General features: G+C 72.6%; 17 protein-coding genes. 10 read left to right on the forward strand and 7 right to left on the reverse strand.

Annotated features, from left to right (window positions below):
* Nucleotides 1-18: 18 nt before the first annotated feature.
* Nucleotides 19-1,959, forward strand: a complete 1,941-nt coding sequence (locus ACMGFG_RS08030; protein ID WP_436929819.1) for a cellulase family glycosylhydrolase — start codon at nt 19-21, stop codon at nt 1,957-1,959.
* Between the two features lie 96 nt (nt 1,960-2,055).
* Entirely contained in the window at nt 2,056-2,577 is a 522-nt protein-coding gene (gene hjc / locus ACMGFG_RS08035) for a Holliday junction resolvase Hjc (protein WP_436929820.1), read from the forward strand.
* Nucleotides 2,578-3,132: 555 nt separating this feature from the next.
* Here hjc and ACMGFG_RS08040 read toward each other — a convergent pair.
* A complete protein-coding gene (locus ACMGFG_RS08040; RefSeq protein WP_436929821.1) occupies nt 3,133-3,795 on the reverse strand; it encodes an SWIM zinc finger family protein in 663 nt (220 codons plus the stop codon).
* A gap of 265 nt (nt 3,796-4,060) precedes the next feature.
* Between ACMGFG_RS08040 and ACMGFG_RS08045 the strand changes: the two genes are divergently transcribed.
* Nucleotides 4,061-4,309 carry a DUF7472 family protein gene (locus tag ACMGFG_RS08045; protein WP_436929822.1) on the forward strand — a complete coding sequence of 83 codons (249 nt, stop codon included), beginning with the start codon at nt 4,061-4,063 and terminating at the stop codon, nt 4,307-4,309.
* Between the two features lie 29 nt (nt 4,310-4,338).
* On the opposite strand, the gene priL is transcribed toward ACMGFG_RS08045, so the two are convergent.
* The 3 genes from priL to ACMGFG_RS08060 form a co-directional block, all read right to left on the reverse strand.
* Nucleotides 4,339-5,475 (reverse strand): DNA primase regulatory subunit PriL, encoded by a 1,137-nt coding sequence (priL, locus tag ACMGFG_RS08050; RefSeq protein WP_436929910.1) that lies wholly within the window; start codon nt 5,473-5,475, stop codon nt 4,339-4,341.
* Between the two features lie 98 nt (nt 5,476-5,573).
* Nucleotides 5,574-5,726 (reverse strand): hypothetical protein, encoded by a 153-nt coding sequence (locus ACMGFG_RS08055; RefSeq protein ID WP_436929823.1) that lies wholly within the window; start codon nt 5,724-5,726, stop codon nt 5,574-5,576.
* A gap of 109 nt (nt 5,727-5,835) precedes the next feature.
* Nucleotides 5,836-6,447: a cell division protein CdpA domain-containing protein gene (locus tag ACMGFG_RS08060; RefSeq protein ID WP_436929824.1), complete on the reverse strand. Its 612-nt coding sequence runs from the start codon at nt 6,445-6,447 to the stop codon at nt 5,836-5,838.
* Between the two features lie 199 nt (nt 6,448-6,646).
* On the opposite strand from ACMGFG_RS08060, the gene ilvD reads away from it, so the two are divergent.
* Entirely contained in the window at nt 6,647-8,404 is a 1,758-nt protein-coding gene (ilvD, locus tag ACMGFG_RS08065) for a dihydroxy-acid dehydratase (protein WP_436929825.1), read from the forward strand.
* A gap of 410 nt (nt 8,405-8,814) precedes the next feature.
* A complete protein-coding gene (locus tag ACMGFG_RS08070) occupies nt 8,815-9,129 on the forward strand; it encodes a HalOD1 output domain-containing protein (protein WP_436929826.1) in 315 nt (104 codons plus the stop codon).
* A gap of 18 nt (nt 9,130-9,147) precedes the next feature.
* Here the strand turns inward: ACMGFG_RS08070 and ACMGFG_RS08075 are convergent, their stop codons facing one another.
* Together ACMGFG_RS08075 and prs are read right to left on the reverse strand one after the other, a co-directional pair.
* The gene (locus ACMGFG_RS08075) at nt 9,148-9,330 is read right to left on the reverse strand and encodes a hypothetical protein (protein ID WP_436929827.1); all 183 of its coding nucleotides are present in this window, start codon (nt 9,328-9,330) and stop codon (nt 9,148-9,150) included.
* 128 nt (nt 9,331-9,458) lie between these two features.
* Nucleotides 9,459-10,310, reverse strand: coding sequence for a ribose-phosphate diphosphokinase (gene prs, locus ACMGFG_RS08080; RefSeq protein WP_436929828.1), 852 nt, complete (start codon nt 10,308-10,310; stop codon nt 9,459-9,461).
* Between the two features lie 162 nt (nt 10,311-10,472).
* Between prs and ACMGFG_RS08085 the strand changes: the two genes are divergently transcribed.
* Nucleotides 10,473-11,948: an endonuclease/exonuclease/phosphatase family protein gene (locus ACMGFG_RS08085; protein ID WP_436929829.1), complete on the forward strand. Its 1,476-nt coding sequence runs from the start codon at nt 10,473-10,475 to the stop codon at nt 11,946-11,948.
* Between the two features lie 161 nt (nt 11,949-12,109).
* Nucleotides 12,110-12,862, forward strand: coding sequence for a hypothetical protein (locus ACMGFG_RS08090; RefSeq protein WP_436929830.1), 753 nt, complete (start codon nt 12,110-12,112; stop codon nt 12,860-12,862).
* Between the two features lie 19 nt (nt 12,863-12,881).
* Here ACMGFG_RS08090 and ACMGFG_RS08095 read toward each other — a convergent pair whose 3' ends face one another.
* A complete protein-coding gene (locus ACMGFG_RS08095) occupies nt 12,882-13,688 on the reverse strand; it encodes an HVO_0234 family beta-propeller protein (protein WP_436929831.1) in 807 nt (268 codons plus the stop codon).
* Between the two features lie 160 nt (nt 13,689-13,848).
* Between ACMGFG_RS08095 and ACMGFG_RS08100 the strand changes: the two genes are divergently transcribed.
* Genes ACMGFG_RS08100 through ACMGFG_RS08110 form a run of 3 tightly spaced genes read left to right on the forward strand, consistent with a single transcriptional unit; the run spans nt 13,849 to nt 16,440 of the window.
* Nucleotides 13,849-14,406: a (2Fe-2S)-binding protein gene (locus ACMGFG_RS08100; RefSeq protein WP_436929832.1), complete on the forward strand. Its 558-nt coding sequence runs from the start codon at nt 13,849-13,851 to the stop codon at nt 14,404-14,406.
* Nucleotide 14,407: 1 nt separating this feature from the next.
* Nucleotides 14,408-15,331 carry an FAD binding domain-containing protein gene (locus ACMGFG_RS08105; RefSeq protein WP_436929833.1) on the forward strand — a complete coding sequence of 308 codons (924 nt, stop codon included), beginning with the start codon at nt 14,408-14,410 and terminating at the stop codon, nt 15,329-15,331.
* Nucleotides 15,328-16,440 (forward strand): XdhC family protein, encoded by a 1,113-nt coding sequence (locus tag ACMGFG_RS08110; protein ID WP_436929834.1) that lies wholly within the window; start codon nt 15,328-15,330, stop codon nt 16,438-16,440. Before ACMGFG_RS08105 ends, ACMGFG_RS08110 begins: the two co-directional genes overlap by 4 nt.
* Nucleotides 16,441-16,532: the final 92 nt, after the last annotated feature.

Genomic DNA, 16,532 nt, shown 5'->3' on the forward strand with positions numbered 1-16,532 from the left:
AGTACGGAACTCACGGGCATGCGAAGACGAGGGTTCCTGTCGGGTGCCGCCGCTGCCGGGTCGGTCGCCGGGCTGGCCGGCTGTAGCGGGCTCCTCGGGTCCGGTCGGGGGTCGGACGTGACGGGGCCGCCGCGGCTGTCGGTCGCGGGGCGGTGGCTCACCGACCCGTCGGGGGGTCGGGTCGTCCTGCGGGGCGTGAACGTCCCCGGGCCGGTGTGGGGCAGCGAGCGGGCCGAGGCGCGGGGGAAGGGCTACCGGGAGACGCTGGAGCTGGCGACCGACGCCGAGGCGGGCTGGCACAGTCGCGTCCTCCGGGTGCCCGCGACGCCCGAGACGCTCGCCAACGTGGGCGTCGAGCGGTTCGCGCGGGAGTACCTCGACGAGGTGGTCGCGCTGGCCGCCGAGCGGGGCGTCTACCTGCTGGTCGACTACCACGCGACCGAGCGCTACGACACGGACGGGATCGACGAGCGGCTGCGGTCGTTCTGGGGGACGGTCGCGCCGCGGTACGCCGACGAGAGCCACGTGCTCTACGAGCTGTTCAACGAGCCGACCGAGCCGGCCGCGGGCGGGGTCGAGGCCTGGCGGACCTGGAAGGAGTACGCCGAGCCGTGGGTCGGGTACGTCCGCGAGCGGGCGCCGGAGACGCCGGTGGTCGTCGGCTCCCCGCGGTGGTCGTCGCTGACGGCCCACGCCGCCGACGAGCCCTTCGCCGACGACAACGTCGTCTACTCGGCGCACGTCTACCCCTCCTGGGAACCGGAGACGTGGGAGGCGACGTTCGGCGACCCGGCGCTGTCGGTCCCGGTGTTCGTCACCGAGTGGGGGTACATCGACGACACGAACGTCGACTCCCACTTCACCGCCTCGACGGGGTCGTGGGGCCGGCCCTTCCGGGAGTGGCTCGACACCCACGACAACGTCAGCTGGTGCGCCCGGGCGTTCGACTCGAAGTGGGTCCCGCCGATGTTCGACACCGAGTGGGACCTCCGCGGCGGCGACCGCTACATGGGCCGGCTCGTCAAGCGGTGGCTCGACGCCGAGCGGGACAGCCACTGGCCGCCCGCGAGCGCAGGCGAGGACACGTCGACGGCGACGCCGGCCGGCGGTCCGCCGGGCCCGCCGGAGAGCCTGGGGCTGTCGTCGGTCGGGGAGACGACGGCCACGCTCGTGTGGCTCCCGCCGTCGGACGGCGGCGCGGTCGTCCAGTACCGCATCGCAGTCGGGGACGACGAGCCGCGGATCGTCCGCGGGTCGCGCCGGTCGCACGAGCTGACCGGGCTCGACGCCGGCGAGTCGTACACGGTGGCCGTCACCGCGGTGGACGCGGCGGGCCGCGAGTCGGCGGCCGCGACCACCGAGTTCACGACGTTCGAGCCGGCCGAGGCGGCGGCGACGGTCCCGCGCACGTTCGACACGCCGTCCGTCGACGGGGTCGTCGAGGACGCCTGGGACGACGCGGACGCCCACCGGATCGCGACGCAGGTCTGGGGCGAGGGCGTGGTGGACGCGACCGGCGAGTGGCGGGCGCTGTGGGACGAGCGGGCGCTGTACGTCCTCGTCTCGGTGACCGACGCGGAGGTGCTGGAGTACGACGCCGTCGAGCTGTACCTCGACCTGGACAACAGCGGGGGCGAGGAGTACGACGGCGAGGACGACCTGCAGGTGGTCGTCCTGGCGGGGTCGAACGGCCCGGTCGCGGGCCTGCACTCGGCCACCGTCGACCCGGTCGACGCGCGCACGACCGAGACGGCCGACGGCTGGCGCGTCGAGGTCGCGGTTCCCTGGGAAGCCTACGACATCTCGCCGTTCGCCGGTCATCGCATCGGGATGGACGTCCACATCGTCGAGGACGCGGAGGGCGGCAACAGGCGCGACGGCAAGGTGGTCTGGTACGACGAGTCCGACGACGCCTGGCAGACGCCCGGGGCGATGGCGACGGTCGAACTCGGCGAGTGAACGCCGCCCCTCGTCGGCCCGCGGTCGCGCGGTCGGGCGACCACTTCCACTCCGGTCCCGACAGCCTTTAGCCGGATGTCGGCAATCTTCGGACAGATGGCGAACTCGAACGCGAAGGGGGACCGCCGCGAGCGCGAACTCGTCAACGAACTCGACGCGGCGGGGTTCGCGGTGATGCGCGCGCCCGCCAGCGGGAGCGCCACCGAGCGCGAACTCCCGGACGTGCTGGCCGGCGACGGCGAGGACTTCTACGCCATCGAGGCCAAGTCCTCCTCCGGCGACCCGATCTACCTCGACGGCGAGGAGGTCGAGGCGCTCCTCTTTTTCTCGCGGAACTTCGGCGCCAAACCCCGCATCGGGGTCCGCTTCGACCGCGAGGACTGGTACTTCTTCCACCCCGGCGACGACGCCGTCCACGTCACCGACGGCGGGAACTACCGCGTCAAGAAGGAGACCGCCCTCGCCCACGGCGTCGACTTCGACGAACTCGTCGGCCACTCCGAGAAGGTCACCCTCGAAGAGGTGGCCGAGGACGGTCCCGACCAGGCCACGCTGGACGTGCTCGCAGCCTTCGAACGCGGCGACCTCTCGAAGGAGGAAGCCGCCGAGATGCTCTGAGCGCGCTCCCGGCCGGACAGGCCGCGACACACGCGTTCGGCCAGCGCGACCGAGAGCGGTCAGCACGGGGAAGGCGGTCGCGGTGCGGTCGGCGCGCGCTGGAGCGCGCGTTCATGCGCGCGACCGTAACCGCGCGAGGGATGAGGAGCGCAGGAGCCTGCGACGAGCACCGTAATCGGCTGGGGAGGTTCGTGGTCCGCTGCGGTGCTGTGCAGGGCCGTTGCAGTCCCTGGCGGACTGAAAGGGCGAGGTGCGCTCGTGTTCATGTAGTCGCCTGAGCGGGCACTATCCGAAGCGGCCCTGGGCCGCGAGGATATCCCGCTCAGCGACCGCGAGCGCGCCGAGGGCTTTCACCGCTCACCGTTTCTCGCGGTCGGTGCTCCAGCTAGCGAGCGCGCCGAGGGCTTTCACCGCTCACCGTCGGCTGGGGTCGCGTTTGCTGCTAGCGAACACCCCGAGAAAGCTCGACGTTCGCTGCCGAGTGCGACCGCTGGCGCAGCCGCTTCCACGAAAGAATCGAACCCGCGACTCGGGACACCACCGGAACGAAAACGGTCAGGCGGTGATCCGGTCGCGCAGGTTCCTGTCCACGATCTCTGCGTCGTCGACGCGCTCCAGCCGCGACAGGGGGAACGAGTACCGGCGGGGCGAGTCGCGGCGGGCGAGGTCGCCGAGGTACACCGCCTCGACCACGAGGTCGTCGGCGGGGTAGCCGGCGTTGGTGGCGTAGTCGGCGACGGTCTCGCCGACGCCCTCGATGAGGACTTCGTCGGCCCGGGCGGGCGTGACGCGGGCGACGACGAGCCGGTCGTCGGCCTCCCGGTCCCGCACGACATCGCCGGGTTCGAGCCGGCAGGCGGGACAGAGGTCGGGCGGGCCCTCGTCCTCGGGGACGAAGGTGTCGACGCCGCAGGCGTCACAGACCGCGGCGCGCTTGCCGGGCGCGGGCACGCGGCGGGTGGTGATCTCGATGCCGACGCGGCGGAGGTGTTTACACCGCTCGCCGCGGAGCTGGTGGTCGGGGCAGGTACAGGTGCCGGCCGGCAGGTCGACGACGTAGGTCGCGCCGCTCTCGCTGTCGACGGCGTAGCGGCCGCCGCCCAGCGGGCGGACGGCCATGCGCTCGGTCCAGGCGCGCGCGGCCCGGTCGTCGAGCCGGCGAACGTCCGGTGCGAGTGCGGTCCTCCGGACCTGGGTAGGGGTACGTGTTTCGGACATAGGCGTTCGGACGCTGGTTATTCTCGCGTCTGCGTCCACTCGAAACGTAGGTCCCGAACGTACCTAAGTCCGTCGCGAGTGTGCGCGCGCGAGGCAGTGGGGCCGGCCCCAAGATGCCCGTTCGACCGGCCGTCGCGCGTTCGCTCGGTCGACCGTCGAGCCGCGCGCCGTCCGATCGGCCGTCGCGGCTCTCCGGACCGGCGGACGGCGGCGGGCGAGCGGACGCTTCGAAGCGCTTTTGCCCGGGCCGGGGAAAGCCACGGCCATGGAAATCGACCGGAAGTTCGCCGTCGAACTCGGGATCTCGGCGGCCTCGGTCGTCTTGTTCGTCGGTGCGGCCTACGTCGTCAGCGCCAACTACGCCAACCCCGGCAACGCCACCGGGAACGGCACGACCGCGCCGGCCCTCCAGCCCGACGGCGGGCTCGTGATGGTCGGGGTCGTCGGCCTGTTCGTCCTCGTCATGGCCGTCGCCGGCCTCGTCCTCTACCGCGCGGACTTCGACGAAGAGTAACGACCGCTCCCCGCGGGCCGGCCGGCCGCTCAGGCCTCCGCGTCCTCGGCGTCGTCCTCCCGCTCCTCGCGCCAGTCGGTCAGGTCGTCCTCCTCGGTCTCGTCCAGCCGGTGTTCGTAGTAGTTCAGCGGGTGGGACTCGTCGATCACGTCCGTGCAGATGTCGTCCTTGCCGGTGCAGTCGCCGTAGGACTGCATCGTCGCGCAGGCGGGCGGCGAGTAATCGGTCGGGCTGGTCGCCCCGCGGATGTGGTCGACCTGGTAGCGGGTGGCCTCCTCGCCGAAGCCCGGGTTGACCTGGAAGATGTCGACGATCTCGTCGGTCGTCATCCCGATGCTGGTGAGAAAGGAGGCGATGGCGAACCGCGAGTGGTGTTCGAGGTGTTCGCCCTTCTGGACCTGGTCCAGGAGGTGTTTCATGCAGGGCGGGAACAGCTCGGGGACGACCGTGTCGATGTCGCGGGTCAGGTCCAGTTCCGAGAGCCGCTCGCGGAGTTCCTCGGCCTCCTCGGTCAGTTCGTCGGCGATGGGGTCGGGGACCGAGAGCGGGAGGCCCTCGGCGACGCGGCCGCGGACGGCCTGCCGGCAGAGCGCGAGCAGTTCCTCGCCGTCGACGAGCACCTCGCCGTCGGCCAGCGCCCGGTTGACCAGCCGCCACTCGTCGCCCCGCTGGTCGGCGGCCAGATCGAGGTAGGTCCCGACCTCGACGCGGAACTCGCGGGAGGCCCCGTCGCTGACGACGGCCGACCCGTCGCCGACCGGGCCGTCGACCGCCCGGACGCTGCCGGACAGGTCGAACTCCGCGAGCAGCTCGGGGAGCGTGAGCCGCGGGTTGCTGGCGGCCTTGAACTCGGTGGTGTCGGCGAAGTCGGCGGTGAACCGCTCGAAGGCGGTGGCGGCCTCCGCCCCCGCGTACTTGCGCGTCAGGACGTGTTCGTCGACGAGCGAGACGAGGACGCGCGCGACCGGATAGGAGAGCAGCTCGGTCCGGTCGACGTCGTGGGGGTCGCCGACGGTGCCGTCCTCCAGCGCCCAGACCACGCGCTCGACCCCCCGCTCGACGACGGCGTCGTCGTCGGCGACGACCGCTGCCAGGTCGACGCCGGCCTCGCCGACGGCCTCGCGCGACTCCGCCCGCCAGGGGTACCGGGCGTGGGTGGGCTCGATTCGCATCGAGCGCCCGTTGTCCCTACCGTCGAATAAAGCCGACGGTCAGCGGTCCGGTGTCGCGGCTGGCCGGCGGTCGCGCCGGAGACATCGGTCCGCTATCGGTCGCGGAGGGCCGCCGTGCGCATCTCGACGTAGCGCCGCGGCCACGTCCGGACGTGCTCCTGTACCAGCGCCAGCGCGCGCGTCAGCGGCGCCCGCCCGGTCCGTCCCGTACTGGATCCTCTCGACGGTCGATCCCTGAGACTCATCACAGGATCGTGGTATCCCGTGACAATCATAAAAGTTGGTGGCGTACGGCCGGTCCACGGACGCGCCGCTCCCGGCGGCCGCCGGGCGTCGGGAGAACGGGCGGGACGCCTACTCCTCGTGGAGCGCGCGCAGTTCCTCGGCGACGGCCTCGCTGTTGGCGGCCTCGCCCCGGACGGCGCGCTTGTAGCGCTGGTACTCGCTCCGGGTGACGTGGATCTCCTCGGTCTCGCCCTGGCGGGTGACTTCGAGGCGGACGGTCCCCTGTGGGTTGTTGCGCAGCTTGAACGAGGCGACCGCCGAGAGGACGAACCACAGCGCGACGGAGCCGCCGACGAAGTACAGCATGGCCGTCGGGAAGGCCATCGAGTCGCTGGCCTCGACCCACTGCTGGGGGTAGACGTGCCAGTACATGACGACGCCGGCGAGGCTCAGCGCGGCGCCGGCGAGCGCCCCGAGCCGTTCGCGGCGGCTGGCGGGCAGGACGGCGACGACGCCGACGAACATCGCCGGGATCCCCAGGCCGGCGAGGACGCCCGCGACGCGGCGGGCGTCGGTCGTGCTCGTCGCGTCGAAGACGGCGGCCAGCCCCGTGGTCAACACGAGGAGAGCGGCGACGACGGCGAGCGCGCCCGCGACGAACAGGCTGCCGCCCGCCGAGACGCGCCGCGGGTCCCGCCCCGTCCACTCCCCGCGGTCGTAGGCCTCCGAGAGACTGGGCATGCCCGCGTCTACTCGGCCGTTCTACAAAACTACCCGTCAGACGCGCGCATGACGGCGGTCGGCGCAGGTGTCCCGTCGTTCGTAGCGACTCGGCCGAGCGCCCGGCGGCCCGCGGGCGGTCCGAACCGGTTCGGGTCCGGGTGGGAGAGCCAACCACGGGTTAGAAAACGGTTTAGGGACCAAGCGACGACTCGGAGGTATGAGCCACCAGGAACCGGAGCCCCGCGACGACGGGGACGAGCGGTCCGACGGGCCGGTCGACAAGCCCGACGACCTGCCGAGCAGCGAGGTCACCGAGGGCGTCGAGAAGGCGCCCCACCGCGCGATGTTCCGCGCGATGGGCTACGACGACGAGGACCTGTCCTCCCCGATGGTCGGGGTCGCCAACCCGGCGGCGGACATCACCCCCTGTAACGTCCACCTCGACGACGTGGCCGACGCGGCCTACGAGGGGATCGACGACAGCGGCGGGATGCCCATCGAGTTCGGGACGATCACCATCTCCGACGCCATCTCGATGGGGACCGAGGGAATGAAGGCCTCCCTGATATCCCGGGAGGTCATCGCCGACTCCGTCGAACTCGTCAGCTTCGGCGAGCGCATGGACGGCCTCGTCACCATCGGCGGCTGCGACAAGAACATGCCCGGCATGATGATGGCGGCCATCCGGACGGACCTCCCCTCCGTGTTCCTCTACGGCGGGTCGATCATGCCCGGCGAGCACGACGGCCGCGAGATCACCATCCAGAACGTCTTCGAGGGGGTCGGCGCCGTCGCCGAGGGCGAGATGTCCGAGGGCGAACTCTACGAGATGGAACAGCAGGCCTGCCCCGGCGCGGGCTCGTGCGGCGGGATGTTCACCGCCAACACGATGGCCTCCATCTCGGAGGCGATCGGCTTCGCGCCGCTGGGCAGCGCCAGCCCCCCGGCCGAGGACGAGGCCCGTTACGAGGAGGCCCGCCGCGCCGGCGAACTCGCCACCGAGGTCGTCGAGGCCCGCCGTCGCCCATCCGACTTCCTCTCGCGGGAGTCGTTCGAGAACGCCATCGCCCTCCAGGTCGCGGTCGGCGGCTCGACCAACGCCGTGCTCCACCTGCTCGCGATGGCCGCCGAGGCCGGCGTCGATCTGGATATCGAGGACTTCAACGAGATCAGCAAGCGCACGCCGAAGATCGCCGACCTCCAGCCCGGCGGCGAGAAGGTCATGAACGACCTCCACGAGGTCGGCGGCGTCCCGGTCGTCCTCGACGCCCTCTACGAGGCGGACCTGCTGCACGGCGACGCGCTGACCGTGACCGGGAAGACGCTGGGCGAGGAACTGGAGGCCTACGACCCGCCGGCGATCGAGGACATCGACGCCGACTACCTCTACACGGTCGACGAGCCGAAAAACGAGCAGGGCGCAATCCGCATCCTGACGGGCAACCTCGCGCCCGAGGGCGCCGTCATCAAGATCTCCGGCGAGGAGTATCGCCGCCACGAGGGGCCGGTCCGGATCTTCGACGAGGAGAGCGAGGCGATGAAGTACGTCCAGGAGGGCCGCGTCGAGAGCGGCGACGTGATCGGCATCCGCAACGAGGGGCCGCGCGGCGGCCCCGGCATGCGCGAGATGCTCGGCGTCACTTCCGCCGTGGCCGGTCAGGGCCACGCCGACGACGTGGCGCTCTTTACCGACGGGCGCTTCTCCGGCGCGACCCGCGGGTTCTCGATCGGCCACGTCGCCCCCGAGGCCTACGTCGGCGGCCCCATCGCCGCGCTGGAGGACGGCGACACGATCACCATCGACGTCGACGAACTCGAACTCTCCGTGGACCTGTCCGACGAGGAGATCGAGGAACGCCTGGCGGACCACGACCCCGAGCCGAACTACGAGTCGGGCGTGCTCGCCAAGTACCACCGGGACTTCGGGTCGGCGGCCAACGGCGCCGTCACCAACCCCGGTGCGAAGTGGGAGTAGGACGACCGTCCGGCGGCCGCAGGCCGCCGGTTCCCGGGAGCGACCGGAGGGAGCGACCCTTTTTGCCCCATCCTTTTGCGTCGGGGGTGGCCGAAGCGAGCGATAGCGAGCGAGGACTCCCCCGTACGGAAAAAGGTGGAAGCCTATCACCGGGACTTCGGGTCGGCGGCCACCCTCGCGCCGCGGCGGTGAACGCACACGCATCGTATTGGATCAACATCAAATCGAAACCACATCGATAACTAGAGATAGACGGCCTGTCGACGGCTGTTTGACGGTTTCGGGCCCACCGACGGTTAATTTCACTGCTGATAGTCGGCAACACAAGGCATATGCGAGAGGGGACCCTACGGACGTGTATTGCTGGTCACAGGTCCGGCCGGCCGGCGTCGTGAACCGGGTATCGATCCATGAGGGACAAAAAGCGGGGAGACGGGGGCGAGCGCGCGGACGGGAACAGCGACGGCTCCGAAGCGGTCGTCTTCGACCACTACGACTGGGGCGGCGAGGACTCGCCGAGCATCGCGGTCGCCGAGGCGGTCGCGGCGGTCACGAACCGGACCGTGACGACGCTGCCGCCGGTTCAGGAGGTCGTCGACGCGGACGCGCTGGACATGCTCGTCCGGTCGGGCGACCCGCTGGGGGTCAGGGTCTCGATCGACTACGCGGGGACGGACGTGACCGTCACGGGCGACGGCCGGATCCGGGTCAAACCCCGGGAGTGAGTCACAGCTCGGGGTGACCTACTCCCGGCAGGCTTCGAGCAGCTGTCTGGCGTGGCGCACGTGGAAGTCCTTCTCGTCGGTGTCGTCCGTGGCGAGCGCTCGCTGGAGATGCACGTCGATCCGCTCGATGGAGTCCGTGTCGAGCGTTCCCAGCGGCGCCCCCTCCGAGGCTCCCGAACCACCCTTCGTGTGTCCCGTCATTGGTCCGTGGTACCTGATAACTCAGCCACACCCGGTTTATAGGTTCCGGTATTGACATGTGGTTCGGATCTTGATACGTGGTGGTCCGGCGTCGACACGGGGCTGGAGTCCGGTCGGCGCGGCGGGGTTCAGAGCCGGTCGGCGACGGCGGGGGCGGCGCTGACGGCGCTGACCGACCGCTCGATGGTGTCGGTGCCGAAGATTGCCGTCGTCCCGGCCCGTTCGAGTTTCGTCCGGGCGTCGGCGGCGAGCATCGGGTGGACGCAGGTGACGAACACCCGGGCGGCGCCCCGCTCGGCGAGCACGGCGATGGCCTCGCTCATCGTCGACCCCGTCGCGACGATGTCGTCGACCAGCACTACGTCGCGGTCGGCGACCGCGGCGTCGCTGGGTTCGACCGTCACGTCGCCGGTGTCGTAGTCCCGGTCCTTCTCGAAGTAGTCGGTCGCGCCGCGGCCGTAGGCGTCGCGGGTCGTCGCCGCCAGGTCGACGGCGCCCTCGTCGGGCGAGAGGAAGAGTGGCTCGGTCAGGTCGGCGGGCAGCGGGTCGGCGAGGCGGCCGGCCGCGTCGACGGGTTCGGCGGGGACGGTGAAGAAGTCACAGACGGCCCGCTCGTGGGGATTGACCGTGAGCACGCGGTCGGTCCCCGTCGAGAGAGCGCGGGCGACGGCGCGGGCCGAGACCGGCTCGCCCGCCGAGAAGGCCCGGTCCTGCCGGGCGTAGCCCATGTACGGGAGGACGGTGGTCACCTCGCTCGCGCCGGCCTCGCGGACGGCGTCCTGGAGCTGGAGCAGTTCGACGTGGGCGTCGCTGGAGACGGTCGACCCGACGACGACGGCCTCCTCGGCCGCGAAGTCGGTCAGGGTCGCCTGGAGTTCGCCGTCGGGGAAGCGGTCGTACTCGACGGCGGCCAGGTCCCGACCCGTCGCGTCGGCCAGTGCCGCCGCGAACGCCTGTGACGTGGACCCGCTGACGATCATGTGCGGGGGGTCGCGTTCGCCGGTAAACACCGTTTCGGTTGCAGGAGCGGCGCCTCGCAGCCGGCGGTCGGACGGGACCGACGGGCGCGTCGGCGGGCCGCCAGAATCGAGCCTGAGAACTGGCGCGACACGGTCAAGGGGGACACCCCGAAAGGGCCGACGATGCCCGCGACGACGGAGGCGTCCGAGGACGGCGAGGTGAACGGTCACGGGGACGGCCCGACGACCACCACCACCTCGCCGACTCGTCGGGCGGTCCTCGCCGGGGCGGCGGGGCTCGCGACCGCGGCCGTCGGTCGGTCGGCGGCCGCGCCCGGCGAGCCGACGGGGAACCGGTCCGGGTCGCGAACGGACGCCGCGACCGGTTCGGACCGCGCCGCACCGGACCGCGCCACACCGGAGCGCACCGCGGGGCTGACGGTCGCCACCTGGAACTGCTATCTCGGCGTCGACCTCTTCCGGCTGTTCGACGCGGACTCGCTGGCCGAGGCGCGCTCGACCGCGGGCGACCTCCTCGCCGCGGCGCGGCGCCACCCCTACGCGGCGCGGGCGGACGCGATCGCCGAGCGGCTGCTCGCCGCGGACGCCGACGTGGTCGCGCTCCAGGAGGCGGCGCTCGTGCGGACGCGGCCGCTGTTCGACGACGGGGACGGAGAGACGGTCGTCGACCTGCTCGATCTGGTGACCGCGGCGCTGGCCGACCGGGGCGGCGCCTACGACGTGGCGGCCACGACCGTCACGACCGACGTGTCCGTCCCCGCGGAGTCGGACGACGAGTGGCTGGACGTGCGCCTGACCGACCGCGTCGCGTTGCTCGTCCGGGAAGGGGTCGACGTGCGCGAGACGCGCTCGGGCCGCTACGACGCGCGGGCCAGCTACCCGGTGCTCGGCGACGACCTGACAGTGACGCTCCGGCGGGGGTACTGCCTGGCCGACGTCGTCGTCGACGGGGCGGAACTGACGGCCTGTTCGACGCACCTCGAATCCTCGAAAGCGGGCGTCCGCCGCCGGCAGGCCGCGGAACTGATCGATGCGCTCCCCGCGGCGGGCACCGTCGTCGTCGGCGCGGACCTCAACAGCGGGCCGGCGGCCGGCGGCGACGCCTACGAGACGGTGACCGACGCGCTGACCGACGCGGCGGCCGCCGTCGGGACGGCGCCGGACGACACCTGCTGTCAGGCGGCGGCCCTGCGGAACGAGCGCTCGCGCCTGGACAGCCGGGTCGACCACGTGCTCGCGCGCGACGCGGACGCGACGGCGGTCGAACGGCTCGGCGCCGACCCCGCCGACCGCGTCGCGGCGACCGTCGACGGCGAGGACGTGACCGTCTGGCCCTCCGACCACGCCGGCGTCGCCGCGACGTACCCGATCCCGGCGTCGACGCCGACTCCCACGCCGACGCCGACTCCCACGCCGACTCCGCCCTCGACGCCACGCCCGACAGCGACGCCCACTCCGACACGGGGAGAGACGGCGACGGCCGGATCGACCGCGACCCCGACCGACTCGTCGGCGGACGCGCCGGCGGACTCACGGACACAGCCCGCCGAGACGACGGGCGGGACGGGCGCCGGGTTCGGACTCCTCGCGGCGGTCGGGGCGCTCGTCGGCGGCGCGCTCGCGCGCGACCGGAACTGACAGCCGATATTGTATTCCAACACGAAGGATGAAGTGAACGGGCGGTATAGCCGGACGCTGTGAGCCGATGTCGGAGTGAGAGTGGGTCGCGCGAAACCCGTCGCCGGGACGGCCTGCTGGACGGGGGGAGCGGGGCGGCGGTTCGATCGCTCTGCAGTCGTTTGCTCCTCGCACTCGTCGCCCTCCTGGTCGTTTCCTCGAGCGCCACGAGCGTCGCCGCGGCCGGATGCCAGGACACCGCTACGACCGGGACGAGCGAGACCCGGAGCGCACCGTCCGGACTCCCGTACCCGCCGCCGGACCTCGAAATCCAGGTCGGGCTCTTCCCCGCAGCTGGAACGGTCGAACTCCACGTGGAGTATCCGGCGCGGTCGGCGGCGGAAGCCGACCGGTACGAGGCCGGGACGGTCAACCTGGACTGGCTGGCGGCCGACGACCGACTGAACGCCGCCTTTGCCGAGCGGCCCGGGTCGCTCGGCCATCGCTGTGACACGGTGACTGGTGTGACCGACCCCGTCGCGTCGGCGTCGGAACACGGCGACGTGGGAGCGACGATGACCTACCGGTGGACCGGCGTGTTCGAGGCGAACCGGTCCGAACTGGTGCTCGGACCGACGGTGAGCGAACACCTCGCCAACGGGACGTTCGTCGAGGTGTCGGTGCCGGCCGACAGCTGGGTCGCCGAGCGCTCGACGGTCGACTCTTACACCGACGGCAACCACGGCCAGACGCGCGTCTACGGGTGGACGGTCGGGGAGACCGACACCGAGCCCCGCGTCGTGTTCAACGAGAGCGTCACGCGGACCGAGACGGCTGCCGCCGAGGACGGGGCGGTCGGGCCCGCGGGAGGCGCGCTGCTCGCGCTCCTTGCGGTGGTGCTGACGGTTCTCACCGGCCGGAACTACCGGGACTGACGGCGCGGTCGCTCCACTCTCACGCCACCGCGAGCGCGGCCACGTCGGGAAGCCCCAGCGAGCGCGAACGCCAGCCGCCGGCGCCGTCGGCGGTCGTCTCGGGGTCGGCCTCGACGAGGAAGGTCCCGCCGGCGGTGACGGCGTAGACGCACTCGCCGTAGTCGACGCTGACGACCTGCTCGTCGACCGGCAGATCCACGGCCGTCCACGCCTCGCCGTCGCGTTCGAACAGTTCGTCGGCCGTCGCGGCGTGCGCGTGGTCCCCGCCCCCGGCGACGACTCGGAACGACCCCTCGCGCTCGCGGAGCCAGCCGTTGCCCAGCCGGTAGAGGCCGTCGTCGGTCGCCGCCAGCGGGACGCCGTCGACGGTCGCCACGTCGCGTGCGGCGTCGAGCCCCGCGTTCACCAGGTCGGCGCCGTCGACGCGGTGGACGCCGTCGGCCGCGGCGACGAACCCGTCCGCGATCGCCCGCACGTCGCCGACCGTCCCCAGGTCGGTCCACTCGCCGTCGCGGTAGCGGGCCACCCGTCCCGACTCGTCGGCGGCGAGCACGTCGTCCTCGCGGTCGGTCCCGACGGCGACGGCCGGACCGAACCCGAGCGACTCGAACTCGTCGGGGCCGACGAGGACGGCCTCGTCGGTGGCGACGACGACCGCGCCGTCGGTCGTCGCCACGTCGCGGGCGGCCGTCCGGTGGGCGAGGCCGAACCGGCCCACCTGGTCGCCGGAGACCCGCACGGTCGCCACGCCCTGGCCCGTCGCGAGGTAGGCGACCGTCTCCTCGCGGCGGTCGCCGTACATCCGCTTCTCCTCGATGGCGCTCATACGGGGAGTGGGCGCTCCGGGCGTGAAAACCTGCCGCCGCATCCGTTCGGTGGCGGGCGGTCCGCTGGACCCGTCGGCACCGCGGGGACCGACCGCGGCGGCCGGGGACCAACACTTTACTCGCTCGCCGCCGTTGTCGGGACAAGCGATCCCCCCTCTCATGTCGACACACGACATCACGCTGACGGTGGACGGGCGGAGCGAGGAGCTGACCGTCGAGTCGCGGACGCTGCTGGTCCACGCGCTGCGGGACGAACTGGGCTACACCGCCCCGAACGTCGGCTGCGAGAGCGGCAAGTGCGGCGCCTGCACCGTCGAGGTCGACGGCGACGCCGTCAAGTCCTGTACGGTGCTGGCGGTCCAGGCCGACGGGAGCGAGGTGACGACCGCGGCCGGCCTCGCCGACGAGGGGCTCGACCCCGTCCAGCGGGCGTTCCACGACGAACACGGCCTGCAGTGTGGCTACTGCACGCCCGGGATGCTCGCGACGACCCACCAGCTGCTCGACGAGAACCCCGACCCCTCCCGCGCGGAGATCCGGAAGGCGCTGAAGGGGAACATCTGCCGCTGCACGGGCTACGGGAACGTCGTCGACGCCGTCGAGACGGCCGCCGAGCGGCTGCGCGAGGCGGGCGGCGATGCTGGAGACGGGTCGGCCGCGTCGGGCGACGGACCGGACGGGCGGGCCGCGCCGCCCGAACCGGGGGCGGAGGACTGAGATGTTCCCGGCCGAGTTCGACTACGAGCGGGCCGAGTCCGTCGGCGAAGCGCTCGAATTGCTCGAAACGCACGCCGACGCGGACGTGGAGGTCCTCGCGGGCGGCCACAGCCTCGTCCCGGCGATGAAGACCGAGGGGCGCAGCCCCGACGTGGTGGTCGACCTCGACGTGCCAGAACTCGACGCCGTCAACGCGCTGGCCGACCGGACCGTCGTCGGCGCGCTGACAACCTACGCGACCGTCGTCGACTCGCGCGCGGTCAGGGCGAACGTGCCGCTGCTGGCGGAGACGGCCGCCGAGGTGGGCGACCTGCAGATCCGCAATCGTGGGACCGTCGGCGGGAACCTCGCGGAGGCCCACCCGGGTGCGGACCTGCCGGCGGCCGCGCTGGCGAGCGACGCGACGGTCCTCCTGCGCAACTCGGAGGGCAAGCGCGAGGTCTCGGCGACGGACTTCTTCCGCGGCGACGGCGAAACCGCGGTCGAATCGGGCGAACTGCTCACCGGCGTTCGCGTCCCGCACGCCGACGACGCGGGGTTCGCCTACCGCAGGAAGACCCACCCGGCGACGGGCTACGCGATGGTCGGCGTCGCCGCCGTCGTCGAGACGGACGGCGGCGGGCGCGACGGCGCGGGTGGAGATTCGGGCGAGGGGAGCGTTTCGAGTGCGTGGGTCGCCGCGACCGGCGCGGTCGACCGGGCGATCCGGCTCCCGTCAGTGGAAGACGCGCTCGCCGGCGAGCCGCTGGAAACCGACACCATCGAGCGGGCGGCGAGCGCGGCGCGGGACGACGTCGACGACGACCGCCTGCGGTCGGACCCGCACGCCTCCGGGGAGTTCCGGGGGGAGCTGCTGGAGACGTACACCGCCCGCGCGCTCGACGCGGCGGCCGAGCGGGTCGCGGGCGACGCGCCGACGGCATGACCGACGACGCCCCCGCCGCGACCGACTGGGCGGCTCCCGGGCGGGAAGTCCGCGAGACCGTGCGGGCGTACCTCGACGCCGGCGAGCCGGCGGTGCTGGCGACCGTCGTCGCCGTCGACGGCCGGGCCTACCGCCGGCCGGGCGCGAAGATGGCCGTCGCGCCCGGAGCGGGCGGCGCCGGGACGGTCACCGCGGGCTGTCTCACGGACTCGCTGGCTCGCCTCGCCGAAGACGTGCTCGCCGACGGCGCCGCCCGCGTCGAGCGGTTCGCCCTCCGCGAGGACGACGCCTGGGGCCTCGGCGTCGGCTGCGACGGCGTCGTCGACGTGCTGCTGGAACCGCTGGGCGAGCGCCACCGGCCGCTCGTGGCGCCCGCCGACGAACTGGCCGGCGGCCGGACCACCGCGGTCGTCGTCGAGAGCGCGGACGACCGCGTCGCCGTCGGCGACCGCTGGGACGACGCCGAGGACGGGGCCGCGCGACTCCCGCCGGACGTGGCCGACGCCGTCCCCGACGACGTAGACGGGACGGCGACCGTTCGAGTCGAAACGGGGGGCGGCGCGGTCCGGCTGTTCGTCGAGCGGGTGCGGCCGGCGCCCCGGCTCGTGGTGGTCGGGAGCAACGCCGACGTGCGGCCGGTCGTCGACCTGGCCCGGTCGGCGGGCTTCCGCGTCGCCGTCGTCGGCTTCCGCGGCGGTCGCGCGACCGACGAGCGGTTCCCTCGGGCCGACCGGGTGGTCGCGACCTCGCCACGGGACCTCCGGGAGGCGGTCGACTTCGGGCCCGAGGATTCCGTGGTGCTGATGACCCACAACTTCGTCGACGACCGCGTGGCGCTCGGGGAGCTACTGGCGACACCCGTCGACTACGTCGGGGTGATGGGGCCGGCCGAGCGGTTCGACCGCCTGCGGGCGGCGCTGGCCGACGACGGTGTCGACCTGGACGAAGACCGCGAGCGGATCTACGCGCCGGTCGGGCTGGACCTGGGCGGTTCGAGCCCCGCCCAGGTCGCCCACAGCATCGTGGCGGAGGTGCTGGCGGTCCGCAACGACCGGACCGGCGGGCACCTCCGCGCGGTCGACGGCCCGATCCACGGCCGGTCGGAGTGAGCGCGCTGCCGGAAGCGGTCGGCGCGAGCGCGGGTTGACGGGAGAGGACGGCGACCGACTCAACGGAAAGAGTGATACTTCGTTGACTCGAA

Source organism: Halosimplex halobium (assembly GCF_051414055.1).
Taxonomy (GTDB): Archaea; Halobacteriota; Halobacteria; order Halobacteriales; family Haloarculaceae; genus Halosimplex; species Halosimplex halobium.

Coding starts and splice junctions, on each gene's coding strand:
- ACMGFG_RS08030 (WP_436929819.1), top strand. CDS start 19: ATGCGAAGACGAGGGTTCCTGTCGGGTGCCGCCGCTGCCGGGTCGGTC.
- ACMGFG_RS08105 (WP_436929833.1), top strand. CDS start 14,408: ATGTTCCCGGCCGAGTTCGACTACGAGCGGGCCGAGTCCGTCGGCGAA.
- ACMGFG_RS08045 (WP_436929822.1), top strand. CDS start 4,061: ATGGAAATCGACCGGAAGTTCGCCGTCGAACTCGGGATCTCGGCGGCC.
- ACMGFG_RS08075 (WP_436929827.1), bottom strand. CDS start 9,330: ATGACGGGACACACGAAGGGTGGTTCGGGAGCCTCGGAGGGGGCGCCG.
- ACMGFG_RS08085 (WP_436929829.1), top strand. CDS start 10,473: ATGCCCGCGACGACGGAGGCGTCCGAGGACGGCGAGGTGAACGGTCAC.
- ACMGFG_RS08070 (WP_436929826.1), top strand. CDS start 8,815: ATGAGGGACAAAAAGCGGGGAGACGGGGGCGAGCGCGCGGACGGGAAC.
- prs (WP_436929828.1), bottom strand. CDS start 10,310: ATGATCGTCAGCGGGTCCACGTCACAGGCGTTCGCGGCGGCACTGGCC.
- ACMGFG_RS08095 (WP_436929831.1), bottom strand. CDS start 13,688: ATGAGCGCCATCGAGGAGAAGCGGATGTACGGCGACCGCCGCGAGGAG.
- ACMGFG_RS08100 (WP_436929832.1), top strand. CDS start 13,849: ATGTCGACACACGACATCACGCTGACGGTGGACGGGCGGAGCGAGGAG.
- ACMGFG_RS08040 (WP_436929821.1), bottom strand. CDS start 3,795: ATGTCCGAAACACGTACCCCTACCCAGGTCCGGAGGACCGCACTCGCA.
- ACMGFG_RS08060 (WP_436929824.1), bottom strand. CDS start 6,447: ATGCCCAGTCTCTCGGAGGCCTACGACCGCGGGGAGTGGACGGGGCGG.
- hjc (WP_436929820.1), top strand. CDS start 2,056: ATGGCGAACTCGAACGCGAAGGGGGACCGCCGCGAGCGCGAACTCGTC.
- ilvD (WP_436929825.1), top strand. CDS start 6,647: ATGAGCCACCAGGAACCGGAGCCCCGCGACGACGGGGACGAGCGGTCC.
- ACMGFG_RS08055 (WP_436929823.1), bottom strand. CDS start 5,726: ATGAGTCTCAGGGATCGACCGTCGAGAGGATCCAGTACGGGACGGACC.
- ACMGFG_RS08110 (WP_436929834.1), top strand. CDS start 15,328: ATGACCGACGACGCCCCCGCCGCGACCGACTGGGCGGCTCCCGGGCGG.